This window comes from Halosolutus halophilus, assembly GCF_022869805.1.
In the GTDB taxonomy this organism is placed as follows: domain Archaea; phylum Halobacteriota; class Halobacteria; order Halobacteriales; family Natrialbaceae; genus Halosolutus; species Halosolutus halophilus.
This window is the reverse complement of the sequence record NZ_CP094974.1, coordinates 2,900,063-2,913,731: the sequence shown is the minus strand read 5'-3', so window position 1 is coordinate 2,913,731 and position 13,669 is coordinate 2,900,063. Positions and strand designations below refer to the sequence as shown.

Genomic DNA, 13,669 nt, shown 5'->3' with positions numbered 1-13,669 from the left:
TTCACCCGTTCCGTTTTCGACACTCGCTCGCGGCGCCGACGCGTTCGACGAGCGACCGGGCCGTTTTTTATCGACTACCTCCAGTGAACGACCGTGACCGATTACGAGACCGTCTCTGCAGAGGTCGAGGACGAGGAAGAGATCCCGGAGGACCACCCCAGATACCAGGATCTCCTCACTCGCCACCGGATCGAGGAGGGCGTCGAGAAGGGGATCACCCACCTCCAGGGAATGCACGCCGAAGGCCGCGGGAGCGCCTTCGACTACCTGCTCGGCGAGGAGACGATTCCCAGCGCGGACGAGGCCGAACGCGTGGCCGCCGCGCACCTGCTGCTCGCCGATCGGCCGGTCCTCTCGATCAACGGCAACGTGGCGGCGCTCGTCCCCGGCGAGATGGTCGCCCTCGCCGAGGTGACCGGGGCCGACCTCGAGGTGAACCTGTTCAACCGGACGCCCGAACGGATCGCGGCGATCGCCGACCACCTTCGCGAGCACGGTGCCGAGGCGGTCAAGGGGCTGGAGGCCGACGCCCGGATCCCGAACCTCGACCACCAGCGCGCGAAAGTCGACGCCGACGGGATCTACGCGGCCGACGTCGTCCTCGTCCCGCTGGAGGACGGCGATCGGGCGGAGGCGTTAGACGAGATGAACAAGACCGAGATCGTGATCGATCTCAATCCCCTCTCGCGATCGCCGCAGGTCGCAGACGTACCGATCGTCGACAACATCATTCGCGCGGTGCCGAACATGACCGCACACGCGCGGGATCTGGCGGCTGCCGACGAGGACGAACTGCGGGGAATCGTCGAGGGATTCGATCGAGAGCGTGCCCTCGAGAACGCGGAAGACCGGATTCGAAACGGTGTCTGAAGGCTCTCGGTGTCCCGGGGGATCCGATGGCCCGCCAGCGATCGCGCGGCCTCGAATTCGTATCGCTGGGTACGACGCGGACAACTGTTCACATATCGTCTTCGAGGAGTAGGCGGGGTAGGTTACTCGAGACGGTGCCAGTACGGGGAATCCTCGAGTCGTGGGCGGGCCGTCTGCAGGTCCGATCGAGCAGCGCCGTAGAACCGTTCCCGTCCGACAGGTGTACGGACCTTCAGGATGACGGTATTATCTGTCACACGGAAGATCGACAGCAGCCACGACGATCCCGTCCGCTCCCACTCGCTGTGAAGTGTCGACTCGTCGTCCCCCACGACACGCGATCCCAGTTCCCAACTCAACCGCGTTAGATGGGGCAGCGTAAACGGGACGACGTCGGGGAGTTCGGCACCAGCGTCGCCACCGTTCTGCGGTGCATGGGTTGCCATACCACGTGGGGTACTTCTCCGTCACCAAAAATACAACCATTTCTCCTCGACACCGTGGCCCGCTCGTCGTTTCGATCGATCGTCAACGACTCGTCGCCGATATCGAAGACGCCGATCCAGCGGACATCGAACCGATCTACGACTGTATCGGCGGGCTGATCGCCGCCCTCTTCTCGTCGCCGCCGCCAGCAGCGGCCGACGCGGAACTGGAGTTCACCTACCGGGGATACCGGATTCACGTCTCCCAAGACGGGACCACCACCGTTCGTCACGCGACGTGACGTCCCCTCGTCGCCGCCCGACGAGCGGGCATTCAGGAGGTATAAATCCCTCCTCCGGCTTTTGTCCACACATGGACACCTACGACCTGATCACGCGAAACGCCGAGGAGGTCGTCACCGACGAGGAGGTTCGCGATCTCGCCGCGGATCCGGCGGGCAAGCGCGTCTACGTCGGCTACGAGCCCTCCGGCGTGCTCCATCTCGGCCACCTGCTGACGGCGAACAAACTCATCGACCTTCAGGAGGCCGGCATGGACGTCGTCGTCCTGCTCGCGGACGTCCACGCCTACCTCAACGGGAAAGGGACGTTCGAGGAGATCCGTGACACCGCCGAGCAGATGAAAGCCCAGTTCGTCGCCTACGGCCTCGACGAGGAGAGGTCGGAGTTCGTCTACGGCTCCGAGTTCCAGCTCGACGAGGAGTACACTCTCGATCTTCACGAACTCGAACTCTCGACGACGATGAACCGCGCCCAGCGTGCGATGGCCGAGATTCAGGGCGACGAGACGGCCAAGGTGAGCCACCTCGTCTACCCGCTGATGCAGGCGCTTGACATCGAGTACCTCGACCTCGACCTCGCGGTCGGCGGCCTGGACCAGCGGAAGGTCCACATGCTCGCCCGCGAGAAGCTTCCCGAACTCGACTACGAGGTTCGGCCCGCCATCCACACACCGATCGTCGCCGACCTCACCACCGGCGAGGGGAAGATGTCCTCGAGCGAGGGCGTGACAATCTCGATGGAAGATTCCACCGCGGAACTCGAGGAGAAGGTCAACTCGGCGTTCTGTCCGCCGACGCGCGACCCTGAAGGCGACCTCGAGAACCCCGTGCTCGAACTGTTCGAGTACCACGTGTTCCCGCGGTTCGAGGAGATCACCGTCGAGCGACCCGAGAAGTACGGCGGCGACCTCACCTACGAATCCTACGAGGCCCTCGCCGCGGACCTCGAATCCGGCGACCTCCACCCCGCCGACGCGAAGAGCACGCTGGCGGCGTCTCTCGACGAACTGATCGCACCCGGTCGCGAGAAACTGCGCGAACTGCGAGCCTGATCGTCGGGCCCGTCGGGTGACGATACCTAGGGCTCTCGGACTCGGAGGTCGGTCGCTCCCCGTTCGACGGTCACGTCGACGATCGATTCGAGCGCGTCCAGCTCGGGCCCGGGACAGGAGTCGGCGTCGACGTGGTAGTGTGCGATCGCGTCGGCAGCACTGATTTCCCGAGTGAGCGCCTCGAGAAACCGTCGTGCAGCCGTCGAATCGACGTGCTGTAACAGTTCGGTGATCGAGTGGAAGCAGACGACGGTCGGGTTCTGGGTTCCCTCCCACGCCGAGAGCTGATCGGCAATCGCGGATTCGAGCGCCGACAGGTCGGTCGGATCCGCGACCGAGGCGACCGACGGGAGGTCGGGTGCCCCGGACGTTCGAGCCGGTGCCGTCGAGGACTGCGATGTAGAGCGGGTGAATCCGCCGACGGTGACGATTCCCGTTTCGGCCGGATGGCCCTCGAGATGAACGGTCGGGTCGTCGAACGAGACGCTGAGAACGTTCTCCCACTCCGGCGGATACGGGGTCAGGAGTTCGGTGCACGCGTCGGTTCGATCCGTCGTCGGCACGAGCACGTTCGAGACGCCGGCGAGTTCCGCGTAAATCGAGTCCGTGTCCCGGACGACCAGTCGCGTCCCGTTCAAGATGGTCACGTGAAACCCCTCGTAGACGACGGAAACGAACTGCGTGGGCTCGTCACGGACGACGGTCTCCAGCGCCTCCGGATCGATGGTCCCGTGAAGCGGCGCTAGCTCGTCGCGGTCCTCGTCGACGATCGACGAGATAGCCCGAACGATCTGTCCTCCGAGCGGTGGGCCTTCTTCGAGGTGTACGTAGCGGGGGGTGTCGGCTGGCATGAAACTACGTATCGGATTCCGTTACGGTCCTCTTATATTGACTGGACGGTTCAGCGATTTACCACCCGCTAATCAGCACCGGCGGGACGGCGATCGGGCGTCGATACTACGATCCGGTGGCGTCGCGATGGCCGGCCCTCGACGGTGGACCGTCGACGATCGATCCGGGTCGGCGCTGTGTCGAACAACGTACAGTTACGCGGAAGGGGATCCGGGACGCGGGCGTTCGGTGACGGGAAACCCGGACCAATCGCCGCCGAATACGAGTCCGACGAACGCTGCCCCACCGAGTTGGTTCGGGAACGGACGGAGCGGGAGACGAAGTGAGAGGATTCCCGTACTGCCCGGCGACGCGCGTGACCGACCGCGAAGAAGGCACGATTCACGGCCGCGTATTCACCACTTTCGACGATCGAACCTATTGATAACGGCCCGGCACTGTCGACATTATCCATACTTTAATCGTCAAAAAAGACTTTACCGAAAAATTGCATCAAAGGGTGTATGGGAAAGCACACGGACCGACCCGATTCGGACGCGTACGAGATCGGCCGGCGAAACGTTCTTTCGGGAGCGATCGGTGGGATCGCAGTCGGACTCGGGGTCGCGGGAACCACCACTGCGAGTGCCCAGTCCGACCCGACGGTAACCGTTCTCCACGATACGCACTTCCACGGACGCTTCGGGGATCCGACCGACGACGGGACGATGGACATCGCCCGGTATCAGACTCTCGTCGACAAACGGCGTACGGCCCGGGAGAACGCCGTCTTCCTCGGGATCGGCGACGACATCGCACCCTCGATCATGGGACTGGCCTACGAGGGCGCGCACATGATCGAGGCGCTGAACTACATGGATCCGCTCGCGGTCGGCGCCGGGAATCACGAGTTCGACTTCGGAATCGACGTGGCCGTCGACCGGTTTGCGGAAAGCGAGTTCCCGTGGGTCGTCGCCAACCTCCTCACCCCCGAGGACGAACCCGTTCCGGAGACGGAACGGTGGATTACCCGAGACGTCGGTGATATTACGCTCGGAATCTTCGGCAGCGGTGTCGGTGCCTTCCACGACATCACCGACTACCCGGACGACTACCGGGCGCTCGATCCGGTCGAGGCGAGCCGGGAGGCGACGGCCGCACTCAGGGACGCTGGTGCCGACGTCGTCGTCCTCGCCTCGCACGCGAATCACTCGACGCACTACGACATCGCCGAGGCCGTCGACGATCTGGACGCGATCGTCGGCTCTCACTCCGAGGTCGTCTTCGACGAACCCGAGACCCACGCGGGCACGCTCATCAGCGAGTTCGGCGACGAGTTCGACCACCTCGGCGAACTCACGCTCGATGCTGACGGAAATCTCGTGGACTGGGACCGACACGATCCCGATCCCGCGGACCTCGACCCCGACGAGGGCATGGCCGCGATCGTCGCCGACTGGCGAACCGCCCTGGAGGAGGAGTACGGTCGAGAGTACTTCGCCTCCGACGTCGCCCTCGACGCCCGATTCGACACCAACTACGCGCGGGAGAGCGAGTTGGGGAATCTGATCTGTGACCTCATGATGGAGTACGCCGAGGAACACGCCGACGGCGTCGAGCAGGTCGACGTCGCACTGCAGAACGCCGGCGGGATCCGATCGAATCGGGTGTACGGGCCCGGCCCCATCACGGGGCTCGCGTGGCTCGACGTGCTTCCCTTCCCCAACACGATCGTCACCATGGAAGTCGACGGGAGCACCGTCGAAGAGATCCTCGAGAGTCAGATCGCGGCGCTCCCGTGGTCCGCGTTCGGTGCACAGCAGTCCGTCCAGGTCGGCGGCGTCCAGTACGAGTGGACCGGCCACTTCGGTGACGGGTCGGTCGAGAACGTCTACGTGCAGGGTGCGCCCCTCGACCGGGAGGCGACGTACACGTTCACGACGAACGACTACGTCGCCGGATTCGACGAGTTCGACGACGCCGAGGTGATCCACGAGTCCGACGACTTCCTCGGGTTCATCACCCTCGAGATGCTCGAAGAGAAGGGCGCGGTATCGCCCTCCGTCGACCATCGCATCCAACGGGTCGACGAGGACGTCGACTCCCTCACGGACCTGGTACGCCGTCGCGGTCGGACGAGCGTCCGCTTCGACGCGCCCGAGAGCCAGACTGCTATCGAAGGCGAGTCGTTCTACGCGGTGAACCAGAACGGCGAACGTCTGGACGCGACCCGTACCGACCTCGAGGACGACGATCTGTGGGTCAGTTTCCCCACCGAACGGTTACAGCAACTCGCTGCGGGTCGCGGCGACCAGGACGTTCGGGTGTTCGGCGGGTTCGACCCGGACGAATCGTGGTACGGGTACGAGGACGACGGCGAACTCCTCGAATTGCCCGTCGCGGCGGCCTGGGACCACTTCGTGATGAAAGGTGACGTCGACGACGAGGCCATTCGAGGTCGCGGACCGTGATCGGTCCGTCGATACCGACTCGCGGCCCGGTTTCCATCGCGGGTCGGCCCCGCTCGCGTTCGAAGCGATCGAGCGAGGGGGGTTCTCACGGTCAAGACCCGAGGCCTGCAGCGTTCGCCACTCGCACGCAAAAGAACGGCGTTGCTCAGAACTCGACCGCCCCGATTGCCGTCTCGTCCGCGCAGTGACGGCAGTCGAAGGTGGTCCTGTATTCTTCACACGGTTCGTGGAGTTCGCGCCCGCACGTCTCGCAGACGTCGATCTCTGCATCGTCTATGCGGGTCTCACAGACGGTACAGATATCGCCTATTTTCATGAGTGATGTTAGCGTACGACACCCCGTACTCGGACCTGCGTTACCGGTCCCGAAAAGCCTAGGGATCGGCTGGAGAGCAAACAGGTCGGGAGATCGGGACGATCGATCGCGAATTCCTCCCGATTGAAGTACGAGCGGCCCCCTTGCGAGCCTATGAACGAGACGCGACGGGCGATCCTCGCGGCGATCGGCGACGGGCCGCTATCGGGCCCGGAACTGGCCGCCGAACTGGACGTCTCGCGAGCGGCCGTCTGGAAGCACATCGAGGCGCTCCGCGAGGCTGGCTTCGAGATCGAGAGCGGTCCCGACGGCTACGACCTCGCCGGGGTCACGGCCTACAACGGCCCGGCGGTCGAGTACGGACTCGACGCACCGTTCACGATCGAGTACCACGACTCGATCGGGAACACGAACGATCGGGCGCGCGAACTGGCGGCGGAGGGGGCCGCGGACGTCGCCGTCCTCGCTGACGAGCAGACCGGCGGGCGCGGCCGCCTCGAACGCGAGTGGTCCTCCCCCTCGGGTGGTGTCTGGGTAAGCGTCGTCTCGCGACCGGCGATCACGCCGGCGAGGGCGCCGCTGTACACGCTCGCCGCCTCGGTCGCGATCACGCAGGCGGCCCGCGAGGCGGGCGTCGACGCGCGGATCAAGTGGCCGAACGACGTGATCGTCCCGATCGACGGGACCGACTACCGGAAACTCGCGGGCATCCTCACGGAGATGGAAGGGGAGACGGACCGTGTCGAGTGGCTCGTCGTCGGGATCGGCGTCAACGCGAATATCGACGCCGACGATCTGCCCGAGACGGCCACCAGTATCCGCGCCGAGGCCGGCGACGTCGATCGCCGGCGCTTCGTCCAACGACTTCTGGAGGCGTTCGACCGGTACCGATCGGACCTCGAGTCGGTCGTGCCGGCCTGGCGCGAGCACGCGCTGACGCTCGGCCAGCGGGTGCGGATCGATCGGCCGACCGGCGACCTCGTGGGGGAGGCGATCGACGTGACCGACTCGGGTGCGCTCGTCGTCGAGACCGACGACGGACGGGAGACCGTCTCCGCGGGCGACTGCGAGCACCTCCGCCCGGTCTGACGGTGCGGGTTCGTCCGGCGTTCGGGCACCGACTTACATGAACCGGGACCAGACCAAGTCCCGCTCGACGTCGCGCAGGATCGATCGCATCTCCTCGAGATCGACCCCGTCGGAACTCGGTGACTCGATCCGCGAGCCCCGGCGTGGCTCTCGACTGCGATCGGTCTCGGCGAACGGTTCCAGGTCGAGTTCTTCGATTAGCTCCGGCGAGGAGATCGAGGCGATGAGGCGCAATATCGACCGATTCACGCCCTTCATGGCTCGCCGCATCTGTCGGAGGTCCGCCAACCGTCGTCGGGTTTCTTCCGAGAGGTCGTCTTCGGTGACGGACGTGCCCGGGTCGACGTCGAGTTCGGTCGGATCGATCACGATGTGTACGTTCCCGATATCGTCGAAGTGAATCCGTTCTCTGTGCTGGCGCAACCGGTTGATCCGATCGACGGTATCGTACAACTCGAACAACGAACGGCGAATCTCGGGCGAGAGCCGGAGGAACATGCCAGTGTGTTTCAACTGTTCGAACGCGGTGGTCGAGAGGGAACTGGGAAACGAGACGACGTACCGGATCTCCATCCTCGTTCCCGGTGGCACCTCGACGGGCAGGTCGACCTGCTGGCGTTGCAGGTCGTCAGTGAGGAGATCGGCGAGTTCCCGCACCCGTTCGCCGTTCTGGTCGAGTTCCGTCTGCATCGCCCGGAGGGACTGGATCTCCTGCCACTGATTCCGCAAGTAAAACGTGAGAAAGACGGCGATCAGCGCGGTCACTCCACCAGCGAGAACCGAGATACTCGTCCCCGTCGCCACCATACGTCGTTCAATCGAGGCCGGAATACAAATGCTTCAACGCCGGCACTGGGACGAACCGTCCCCCGTAAGCAGCAGGTACATGATGTTTGCGCTACTCGATTTCACATGGTCACGGAACGGTATCGATTCGAATGCCACGACGTCGCCGACTGCGACGTGGTCGTCTACAGCGAGTTCGAGGAGTCGATATACGAGGCTGCACGGTCCCACCTGAAGGACGTCCATGGGCGGGACGTCACCGACGAAGACGTCGCGCCATATATCGAGGAACTCTGAGACCACGCGCGTCGCTGCGACGGTCGCTCGTGGCCCCGTACTACGACCTCCGCCGACCGGAGTACAGACCGACGCCGACGCTGTGCGTATCGACGGCGCGACGCGTCCCGCGGAGAACTCGCCCTTACTCGACGGCGACGGGTGACCGTTCGGCCGCCTCGTCGCCTTTCTCGTCGCCGACCCGGACCGTAAGCACGGGGACGTCGGCCCGGCGGACGACCCGTTCCGCGACGCTCCCCAGGAGGAGTCGATCGATGCCGCCGCGGCCGTGGGTGCCCATCACGACGAGATCGCAGTTCTCGGGGGCCGCCCGTTCGATGATCGTTCGACTCGGTGCCCCCTCGCGCACGCTGGTTTCGACTTCGACGTCGTCCGGTGCGAGTTCCTTGGCTCGTTCAACGGCGCCTTCGCCTTCCGTGTACAGTGCGTCGCTGATCCCTTCCCACGCCGTCTCCATGGGAAGGCCGCCGTAGCCGGCGACGTTGACGACGTACAGCACGCGAACCGTTGCGTCGTGGGCGCGCGCGAGGTCGAACGCGTACTCGAGGGCGTACTCGCCCTCTTCCGACCCGTCGGTCGGGACGAGGATACAGTCGTACATCTTGTTACTAGATATCATACCGCACCCACGGGCATAACGTTACGTGAACGTGTAGCAGCGACGATAGGTCCGGGCGGGCCGAGTACCACCCCGTCAGCCCCCGAACACGACCTCGCTGACGTCGTCGACGCCGGCACGCCGGACGACGGCCCGGACCGGGTCCCGTGCCCCGGCGAGGTTGTCCGAGTCCCCGTCGAGAACCAGGAATTCGGCCTCGCGTCCCGGTTCGAGAACGCCGTACTCGAGGTTCGCGAGTTCGGCACCGTTGATCGTGGCCATCCGGAGGATTTCCTCGGCCGGCAGGTCGGAACACTTCGCGACGAACTCCATCTCCCGGAACATCGACGGCGAGTTGAGCATCACGTTGTCCGTACCGAGCGCGAGCGTCGTCCGCTCGGCGAGTTCGTCGACGGGTGGGAAGCCGACGTCGGTCACGAGGTTCGATCGGGGACAGACGACGATCGGGACGTCCTGCTCGGCCACCCGGTCCAGGTGATCCGGCTCGGGATGGACCACGTGCACCAGGAAGTCCGGTTCGAGGTCCAGCGCCGGATCGACGTCGCTCGAATCGACCTCGCCGGCGTGGATCCCGAACGGCTTTCCTGCCTCCCGAGTCGCCGCCCGTTCCCGATCGAACCTGTCGTCGTTGGCACCGCTCGCACCGAAGCCGGCCCCCTCGTGCATGGCGTCGATCGAACCCCGGGCGAACGCGAGCGCCTCGACGTCGAGGCCGTCGGCGGCCTCCTCGAGCATCCGGACGCCGACGACGTCACCCTCGCGGAAATCGAGGCAGGCTGCCGTCCCGCCGCGTTGCATGAACCGGAGCGAGCGGCGCATCCCGGTGACCAGTTCCTCGCGGGAGGCCGCCCGGAGCAGCCGGTGTTTCAACCCGTCCGGCGGAGCGACCAGGTCCTCGAGGGAGAGTCCGCCGCCGGCTTCCTTGGCGATCGAGTCGCCGATGTGGGTGTGAGCGTTGACGAACGCCGGGACGATGACGTCGGTGCCGTCGACCGACTCCTCCTCGATGGCCTCGATTCGGCCGTCGTCGTCCACGACGAGTCGTCCTTCGACGGGGTCGAAGTCCCGCCCTCGCAGTATCGTCCCCGTTCGTTCCATGGAGGAGTGTTCGTGGGGAGTCCCTTCAACGGTTCGGGGTCGGATCGTCGGTCGCGGGATCGACCCCGAATCGATTGTCCGAGAACCGCTGCGCCAACCGGCCGATCGAGAACGGGCCCGGCGTTCGCATTCACGGACTGACCTGTCGCGGGAGGAGAGCCGTGGGTAACGACTATGCGTGACCATACCACACATTCGAGTATGAGTCAACGGGACGACCACCTGTTTGCTGGCGTCACGGTTGGCCAGACGGTCTACGACGACGACGGAACGGAACTCGGCACCGTCCGCGGCGTCGACGACGACGGGTTCTACGTGCTCGCGCCCGACGCGTCCCCCGAGAAGACCATCGGCGAGGCTCGAGACATCACCGGGAAGGACTACGTTATGTGGCGGTGCTGGGAGTGCGGCGAACTGGGCCGGATCGAGGACGAGTTACCCCCCGAGTGTCCGGACTGCGGTGCTCCGCGCGAGGAACTCTACTACTGGGCGGAGGACTGACCGCGACGCGTGACCGGAGCCGATCGGCGGACGCGGTCGCCCGCCGCCGATCACTCGACGAACTGGTCCAGCGTCGCGTCCAGCCCGTCCCGGACCTCGCTCACCAGCGCCCCCTCGATGTCGAGACCGAGCACGGAGACGGCGGCCCGGCCGACCCGATCGCGCACCTCGGCCGGCGAGTAGACGCCCAGCCGCCACTGCGAGTACTGGGCGGCCCGGAGCGCCCCGACCAGCGGCGACTGGTGTTCGAGGGGCCGAATCTCGCCGTTGACCATCACGCGCGACGTCGACTCCGTCATCGACGGTCGACTCGGAACGTCGAGGATCACCGCCTCGGGATCGACGGCTGCCTCGCTCGCGATGTCGCGCTCGAACGCCCGTATCGCCTCGTGGTCGGCCTCGATGATCCCGCCCGGCACGTCGTCCATCTCGGCCCACACCGCCCGCTTGAACAGGTCCCGCTGGTCGAGCCGTCGCGAGAACTCGCCCGTCTCGTCACACGATCGGAGCGCGACGATCAGGTCGTGATCGTCCATCCGCTGGAGGGTGGCGGCGTCGACGTCGGCGTCGGGGGCCTCGAGCAGCCGTTCGGCCGCGCGACGGAGCATCGCCTTGCTGATCCGGGCGACGCTGTGGCTGTAGACGGTCGGATTCATCAGCGCCCGGGCGACCAGCAGGCTCTCGGCGGTCTGGACGTTTCCCTCGTCGAGGACGAGTTCGCCGTCGGCGAACGTCAGTTCCCGGACCAGCCGGCCCGTGTCGATCGTTCCGTACGGAACGCCAGTGTGGTGGGCGTCCCGGACGAGGTAGTCCATCCGATCGACGTCGAGTTCGCCGGAGACCAGTTGCCCGAACCGGCCATCGCCCGCGACGAGGTCGGCGACCGCGTCGGGATCGAGGTCGTGATTCCGCAGGACGTCGCCGACCTGCCCTTCGTCGAGGAGGTCGTGGACGTCGTCGTGGTAGCGGCCCGTCCGGCGGTGGGTCAGCGACTCGAGGTTGTGACTGAACGGGCCGTGGCCCACGTCGTGCAGGAGCGCGGCCGCGTGGACGCGCTCGGCCTGTGTTCCCTCGATACCGAGCTGCTCGAGGCCCGCACACGCGAGGTGATAGACGCCGAGGCTGTGCTCGAAGCGGGTGTGGTTGGCAGAGGGGTAGACGAGCGAGACGGTCCCCAGCTGGCTGATCCGCCGGAGTCGCTGGACGGCCGGCGTATCGATGAGGTCCCGTGCCACACCCTCGACCTGGATGTGGTCGTGGACGCTATCCTTGATGATTTTCATGGGCCTCCATTGGGCGTTCTCCCACAAAAACCGTCGTGAACGGGAGGACGGGCGGCGACGATCGGGGGATCAGTGTGGTTTTCGCGCGCCGATCACTCGCTGTTTGTGCTCCCGCCGTGCACCTCCCGCGCTCACGCGGGGACGATCACCACGAGGGTCGCGATTGCCAGCACTATCCCTAATGGCGTGGCGGTCGACGTCCGGACGCTACGGATGACCGAACTCACGATACCACCGCATCTGGACGAGCAACAGATCGCCGAACTCGTCGCCGAACACGTCGAGGTCGGTGACGAGGTCCAGGTCTGGGAGGCCGATCGAACGGGGGCGGACGATCCCGAACACAGCGGAACAGTGACGGGGATCGAACCCGGCTACCTCGAACTCGACGGACAGCCGCTCGACGAAGGGAGCGTCCGCTACGACGAGATCCACAACGTCGTCCGCGTCGAATCCGGGTGAGCGACGCCGGCCGACGCGACTGCGTGAACCTGGGTACGGCGACGCTGGGCGTAGCAGAACCCCGCGCTCGTGACGTGCACCCGAAGGCCCCTGCAACTGCGTGCAGTGTCACGCCGGTCGCTTTTGCTGCGCGCCCTCGTTTACGGACCATGTGCGCGTTCCACGGGTGGAACGGCCGCCGTGCCATCTGGACAGGTCTCGGTCTGGCCATTGCCGTCGCGATCGGATTCGCCCTCTACAGCTACCTCGGGACCCTGCTCTTCGCGATCTTCCTCTACTACGCTACCCGTCCACTCAACCGCCTGCTCGATCGTCGCGTCGGCCATCCGAACGTCACGGCCTCGATCACGATCCTGCTCGTCGTTCTCCCGATGATGGCCGTCGTCGGCTACGCGGGGCTCGTGGCGCTTCGCGAACTCGACCAGTTCCTCGCCGCGAGCGACCTCGAGACCTACCGGTCGGCCCTCGATCCGTACCTCTCGGTGGCTCGCGAGGGGGACGTGGACCGCTTTCGGGAGGCGCTCGCCTCGGACACTGGCCAATCGATCGCCGCTGCGCTCCAACAGGGGCTTCCGGGCGCTCTCGGCCCGCTCTCGTCGATCGCCGGATCCGTCTTCGGGATCCTCGTGCGGTTCTTCCTCATGATCACGTTCCTCTTTTACCTGCTGCGAGACGACTCGAAGCTTCGACGGTGGTTCTCACGGAGCGTCGACCACGACGAGAATATCGTCTCGTTCCTCGAGGCCGTCGACGACGACCTCGAGACGATTTTCGTCGGCAACCTCGCAATCGTCGGGGTGGCGGCCGTCATCGCCGCCGGTACCTACGTGGCGCTGAACCTGTTCGCGTCGGGCGGCCAGGTCGTCGCCACGCCGGTGTTGCTCGCCTTTCTGATCGGTATCGGGACGCTGATCCCGGCCGTCGGAATGAAAATCGTCTACGTGCCGTACGGGCTGTACCTCTTCGTCCTGTCGCTTGCGACCCCCACGCCGCTCTGGCAGCCGATCGTGTTTTTCCTCCTCTCGTTCACCGTCGTCGACACCGTACCTGACTTCTTCGCCCGGTCGTTACTCTCCGCACGAAGCGGGATTCACATGGGGCTCGTCCTCCTCGGGTACTTCCTCGGGACGCTGGCGTTCGGCTGGTACGGCCTGTTTCTCGGCCCGATCGTCGTCGTGCTCGCGGTACATTTTTCCCACCGGCGATTCCCCGTCCTCGCGAGCACGCTCCTCTCCGAGTGATGCGCTGAGCGTTGCCAGTGAGATGA

General features: G+C 65.5%; 15 protein-coding genes. 9 read left to right on the top strand and 6 right to left on the bottom strand.

All coding sequences use genetic code 11. The annotated features are described in order from the left end of the window. Positions 1-93: 93 nt before the first annotated feature. Positions 94-870 carry a 4-phosphopantoate--beta-alanine ligase gene (locus MUG98_RS14255; RefSeq protein WP_265108110.1) on the top strand — a complete coding sequence of 259 codons (777 nt, stop codon included), beginning with the start codon at positions 94-96 and terminating at the stop codon, positions 868-870. A 122-nt stretch (positions 871-992) separates the two neighbouring features. On the opposite strand, the gene MUG98_RS14250 is transcribed toward MUG98_RS14255, so the two are convergent. Next, on the bottom strand, positions 993-1,316 hold the full coding sequence (locus tag MUG98_RS14250; RefSeq protein WP_265108109.1) for a hypothetical protein: 324 nt from the start codon (positions 1,314-1,316) through the stop codon (positions 993-995). Positions 1,317-1,321: 5 nt separating this feature from the next. Here MUG98_RS14250 and MUG98_RS14245 point away from each other — a divergent pair, with 5 nt between their 5' ends. Both MUG98_RS14245 and MUG98_RS14240 read left to right on the top strand, forming a co-directional pair. Further along, the gene (locus tag MUG98_RS14245) at positions 1,322-1,597 is read left to right on the top strand and encodes a HalOD1 output domain-containing protein (RefSeq protein WP_265108108.1); all 276 of its coding nucleotides are present in this window, start codon (positions 1,322-1,324) and stop codon (positions 1,595-1,597) included. Between the two features lie 71 nt (positions 1,598-1,668). Next, positions 1,669-2,649, top strand: coding sequence for a tyrosine--tRNA ligase (locus tag MUG98_RS14240; protein WP_265108107.1), 981 nt, complete (start codon positions 1,669-1,671; stop codon positions 2,647-2,649). 26 nt (positions 2,650-2,675) lie between these two features. On the opposite strand, the gene MUG98_RS14235 is transcribed toward MUG98_RS14240, so the two are convergent. After that, positions 2,676-3,500 (bottom strand): DUF7504 family protein, encoded by an 825-nt coding sequence (locus MUG98_RS14235; RefSeq protein WP_265108106.1) that lies wholly within the window; start codon positions 3,498-3,500, stop codon positions 2,676-2,678. 504 nt (positions 3,501-4,004) lie between these two features. On the opposite strand from MUG98_RS14235, the gene MUG98_RS14230 reads away from it, so the two are divergent. Both MUG98_RS14230 and MUG98_RS14225 read left to right on the top strand, forming a co-directional pair. Next, the gene (locus MUG98_RS14230) at positions 4,005-5,951 is read left to right on the top strand and encodes a bifunctional metallophosphatase/5'-nucleotidase (protein WP_265108105.1); all 1,947 of its coding nucleotides are present in this window, start codon (positions 4,005-4,007) and stop codon (positions 5,949-5,951) included. A gap of 469 nt (positions 5,952-6,420) precedes the next feature. Beyond that, positions 6,421-7,356, top strand: a complete 936-nt coding sequence (locus MUG98_RS14225) for a biotin--[acetyl-CoA-carboxylase] ligase (RefSeq protein WP_265108104.1) — start codon at positions 6,421-6,423, stop codon at positions 7,354-7,356. Between the two features lie 33 nt (positions 7,357-7,389). Here the strand turns inward: MUG98_RS14225 and MUG98_RS14220 are convergent, their stop codons facing one another. Continuing rightward, on the bottom strand, positions 7,390-8,163 hold the full coding sequence (locus tag MUG98_RS14220; protein WP_265108103.1) for a hypothetical protein: 774 nt from the start codon (positions 8,161-8,163) through the stop codon (positions 7,390-7,392). A gap of 105 nt (positions 8,164-8,268) precedes the next feature. On the opposite strand from MUG98_RS14220, the gene MUG98_RS14215 reads away from it, so the two are divergent. After that, positions 8,269-8,439: a DUF1059 domain-containing protein gene (locus MUG98_RS14215; RefSeq protein ID WP_265108102.1), complete on the top strand. Its 171-nt coding sequence runs from the start codon at positions 8,269-8,271 to the stop codon at positions 8,437-8,439. A gap of 124 nt (positions 8,440-8,563) precedes the next feature. Here MUG98_RS14215 and MUG98_RS14210 read toward each other — a convergent pair whose 3' ends face one another. Together MUG98_RS14210 and MUG98_RS14205 are read right to left on the bottom strand one after the other, a co-directional pair. Continuing rightward, entirely contained in the window at positions 8,564-9,040 is a 477-nt protein-coding gene (locus tag MUG98_RS14210) for a universal stress protein (protein WP_265112463.1), read from the bottom strand. A gap of 93 nt (positions 9,041-9,133) precedes the next feature. Beyond that, positions 9,134-10,156 (bottom strand): amidohydrolase family protein, encoded by a 1,023-nt coding sequence (locus MUG98_RS14205; protein ID WP_265108101.1) that lies wholly within the window; start codon positions 10,154-10,156, stop codon positions 9,134-9,136. 201 nt (positions 10,157-10,357) lie between these two features. Between MUG98_RS14205 and MUG98_RS14200 the strand changes: the two genes are divergently transcribed. Continuing rightward, positions 10,358-10,657: a DUF7130 family rubredoxin-like protein gene (locus MUG98_RS14200; protein ID WP_265108100.1), complete on the top strand. Its 300-nt coding sequence runs from the start codon at positions 10,358-10,360 to the stop codon at positions 10,655-10,657. Between the two features lie 50 nt (positions 10,658-10,707). Here the strand turns inward: MUG98_RS14200 and MUG98_RS14195 are convergent, their stop codons facing one another. Further along, entirely contained in the window at positions 10,708-11,940 is a 1,233-nt protein-coding gene (locus MUG98_RS14195; protein ID WP_265108099.1) for an HD domain-containing protein, read from the bottom strand. A gap of 213 nt (positions 11,941-12,153) precedes the next feature. Between MUG98_RS14195 and MUG98_RS14190 the strand changes: the two genes are divergently transcribed. Further along, positions 12,154-12,402, top strand: a complete 249-nt coding sequence (locus MUG98_RS14190; RefSeq protein ID WP_265108098.1) for a hypothetical protein — start codon at positions 12,154-12,156, stop codon at positions 12,400-12,402. A gap of 149 nt (positions 12,403-12,551) precedes the next feature. Continuing rightward, positions 12,552-13,643: an AI-2E family transporter gene (locus tag MUG98_RS14185; RefSeq protein WP_265108097.1), complete on the top strand. Its 1,092-nt coding sequence runs from the start codon at positions 12,552-12,554 to the stop codon at positions 13,641-13,643. The last annotated feature ends 26 nt before the right edge of the window (positions 13,644-13,669 follow it).

What these genes read in the sequence shown, in the direction of transcription:
- MUG98_RS14250 (WP_265108109.1), bottom strand. Translation starts at nt 1,316, where the DNA reads ATGGCAACCCATGCACCGCAGAACGGTGGCGACGCTGGTGCCGAACTC.
- MUG98_RS14240 (WP_265108107.1), top strand. Translation starts at nt 1,669, where the DNA reads ATGGACACCTACGACCTGATCACGCGAAACGCCGAGGAGGTCGTCACC.
- MUG98_RS14235 (WP_265108106.1), bottom strand. Translation starts at nt 3,500, where the DNA reads ATGCCAGCCGACACCCCCCGCTACGTACACCTCGAAGAAGGCCCACCG.
- MUG98_RS14230 (WP_265108105.1), top strand. Translation starts at nt 4,005, where the DNA reads ATGGGAAAGCACACGGACCGACCCGATTCGGACGCGTACGAGATCGGC.
- MUG98_RS14225 (WP_265108104.1), top strand. Translation starts at nt 6,421, where the DNA reads ATGAACGAGACGCGACGGGCGATCCTCGCGGCGATCGGCGACGGGCCG.
- MUG98_RS14220 (WP_265108103.1), bottom strand. Translation starts at nt 8,163, where the DNA reads ATGGTGGCGACGGGGACGAGTATCTCGGTTCTCGCTGGTGGAGTGACC.
- MUG98_RS14215 (WP_265108102.1), top strand. Translation starts at nt 8,269, where the DNA reads ATGGTCACGGAACGGTATCGATTCGAATGCCACGACGTCGCCGACTGC.
- MUG98_RS14210 (WP_265112463.1), bottom strand. Translation starts at nt 9,040, where the DNA reads ATGTACGACTGTATCCTCGTCCCGACCGACGGGTCGGAAGAGGGCGAG.
- MUG98_RS14205 (WP_265108101.1), bottom strand. Translation starts at nt 10,156, where the DNA reads ATGGAACGAACGGGGACGATACTGCGAGGGCGGGACTTCGACCCCGTC.
- MUG98_RS14200 (WP_265108100.1), top strand. Translation starts at nt 10,358, where the DNA reads ATGAGTCAACGGGACGACCACCTGTTTGCTGGCGTCACGGTTGGCCAG.
- MUG98_RS14195 (WP_265108099.1), bottom strand. Translation starts at nt 11,940, where the DNA reads ATGAAAATCATCAAGGATAGCGTCCACGACCACATCCAGGTCGAGGGT.
- MUG98_RS14190 (WP_265108098.1), top strand. Translation starts at nt 12,154, where the DNA reads ATGACCGAACTCACGATACCACCGCATCTGGACGAGCAACAGATCGCC.
- MUG98_RS14185 (WP_265108097.1), top strand. Translation starts at nt 12,552, where the DNA reads ATGTGCGCGTTCCACGGGTGGAACGGCCGCCGTGCCATCTGGACAGGT.